The organism is Fulvivirga kasyanovii (genome assembly GCF_009711405.1).
Classification (GTDB): Bacteria; Bacteroidota; Bacteroidia; order Cytophagales; family Cyclobacteriaceae; genus Fulvivirga; species Fulvivirga kasyanovii.
The window spans coordinates 1-2,219 of record NZ_SMLW01000236.1; the positions used below are offsets into that span (position 1 = coordinate 1).

At 37.4% G+C, this 2,219-nt stretch carries 4 protein-coding genes; all 4 read left to right on the plus strand.

Features of this window, described 5'->3' with window-relative positions; genetic code table 11:
* Positions 1–76: 76 nt before the first annotated feature.
* The 4 genes from E1163_RS01215 to E1163_RS01230 all read left to right on the plus strand — a co-directional run bounded on the left by E1163_RS01215 (position 77) and on the right by E1163_RS01230 (position 2,203).
* Positions 77–229 carry a hypothetical protein gene (locus tag E1163_RS01215; protein WP_155168703.1) on the plus strand — a complete coding sequence of 51 codons (153 nt, stop codon included), beginning with the start codon at positions 77–79 and terminating at the stop codon, positions 227–229.
* Positions 230–366: 137 nt separating this feature from the next.
* Positions 367–1,746, plus strand: a complete 1,380-nt coding sequence (locus E1163_RS01220) for a tetratricopeptide repeat protein (protein WP_155168704.1) — start codon at positions 367–369, stop codon at positions 1,744–1,746.
* An 89-nt stretch (positions 1,747–1,835) separates the two neighbouring features.
* On the plus strand, positions 1,836–1,991 hold the full coding sequence (locus E1163_RS01225; protein WP_155168705.1) for a hypothetical protein: 156 nt from the start codon (positions 1,836–1,838) through the stop codon (positions 1,989–1,991).
* Between the two features lie 59 nt (positions 1,992–2,050).
* Positions 2,051–2,203 carry a hypothetical protein gene (locus E1163_RS01230; RefSeq protein WP_155168706.1) on the plus strand — a complete coding sequence of 51 codons (153 nt, stop codon included), beginning with the start codon at positions 2,051–2,053 and terminating at the stop codon, positions 2,201–2,203.
* Positions 2,204–2,219: the final 16 nt, after the last annotated feature.

A 2,219-nucleotide genomic window follows, 5' to 3' on the forward strand; every position in this document is an offset into this window, starting at 1 on the left:
ATTATGTTTGTATGCGTTGCATATTTGGAACGCACATACAACAAAAGTTAACCAAACCCTTTAAATTCAGAAGCAGATGAAAATTAGAAAAGTTACTGTTATCGCTCTCATGGCCATATTTGGACTGGCTTTTACTTCATGTCAGGAGAATGAAATTAATCCTGTAAATGATCAAGTTCTAAATACAGAAGGCAATGATGGACATGAGTTAGGACCGGAAGATGATTAATCAAGGGAGACTAAGGAGTTTTTCTTATGTATGTAAGTTTTGCTATAGATAAGCACGTTGATTATTGTAATAATACCGACATCTTTGTTCGGTATTGTTACAACTTTTAATCAACCTGAATAAACCCACTTTTACTTATGCCGAGATTGTTAGCTCCGGCTGTTTTCAGTTTACTGCTATGGACAGCTTGTACCCAGGAAGAGAATTATGATCCCGCCCCAGCAAAACCAGAAATTTTAGAGAATGTTTATCAAAACTATCTTGACCACTATAAAGAACCAATTATAGCCTTTGAGTTGCTTGAGAAGTTGAAAACTTTAGCAGTAGAATTAGAAAGTAAAGAATACTTGGCTAGGTACTATGAAAATTATGGTTACCTCAATAGACAGAATAATCAATACGGAGAAACCATCAAATCATACAAACTGGCTCTAACTCTGTACAACCAATTAAACGACTCACTGAAACAAGCTAAGTTAGCCTTGAATTTGGGTAATGTTTACCGATTAGTAGAGAGAGTTGAAGATGGTCTACTTCATCTTGAAAAAGCTGAAAAAATATATGTTCGATTGAATAAAGTTGAAAGGCTTCCTTTGGTATATGAAAATATGAGTTTGTTGTATATGAACGATGGTAAGTATCCCTTAGCAGAAAGTTACATTATAAAAGGCAGTCAAGTTAGTAAAGTGCTTGCCTCTGATTATTGGATTTATAATTATCATAACCTATATGGAGAATGGTACTTTCGGCAACAACGGTTCGATGAAGCCATAAAAAGTTTTGAAGAAGGCTTAGCATATTTAAATGACAAACAGCAGTTGGAAAAGGCCTATCTACATGGAAATATAGGGGAGAGCTATATGAAGGCCGGTGAACTTGCCAAAGCTGAAACGTGGTTGAATGAAGCCCTGCAAATAAAGAGCTCTTTGACAGATGCCGATAAGCGAGCTAATTATAATTATTTAGGAGAATTGGCCGTACTCAAAGGTGATTATAAAGAAGCTCTAAATTATTATGATCAGGTGGTAGAATTGTCAGCATCGGATAATGAATTACTTTCCGAAGAACTGGATGCGGCTTTGGATGCCATTCGAGACCTGAACAACAATGCATCTGTTCGTGCCAGTGGAGTTGTAATACCTGTTGAAAAGTATAGTTTGATCAGGGACAGAAAGGATAAGATGTTGGAGGAACAGATCAGGCTGATACAATCGAAGTATGATCAGGAAAGTATAGAGAAAGCAGAATTGGAAATTGCCCACCTGAAAGAATCAGAGCAGCATAAGGAGGATATTGCACAATTTGAGAAAAAGACGTTCACCTTTCAGCTAAGCACATTGGTGACCGCCTTACTGGTAGTGTTATCCTGTTTATTGATCATAGCTATCATAAAAAAGCACCGGAAAGAAAAAAGGAGACTGGCCGGTTACGAGTCTGGCCTGCAGGTTATGATGGATAAATATGGCGTGAGTAGCATTGCGGAATTGCGTGAGCTTCTTTCCCGAATGTCGGAATAACCAAAGAGGTCTATACCCGGTGTAGCGGTGGCAAGTTTTGAAATGTATATTCAACAAAAGTTAACCAACCCCTTTAAATTCAGAAGCAAATGAAAATTAGAAAAGTTACTGTTATTGCACTCATGGCTCTATTTGGACTGGTTTTTACCGCATGTCATGAGGAGGAAGTTATTCCTGGTACTGATAATGTACTTAACACAGAAGGTAATAATGATGGACACACTCTAGGGCCGGAAGATGATTGATTGGTGTTTTGAAATGCATATTCAACAAAAATTAACCAAACCTTTAAACTCAGAAGCAAATGAAAATTAGAAAGGTTACTGCTATTACACTCGTGGCTTTATTTGGACTGGCTTTTACTGCATGCCATGAGGAGGAAATTAACCCTGCACATGATCAACTTTTAAGGACAGAAGGAGATAAAGGGGATGAGTCAGGTCATGGAGAATTTTAATGCAGCATATAAATAA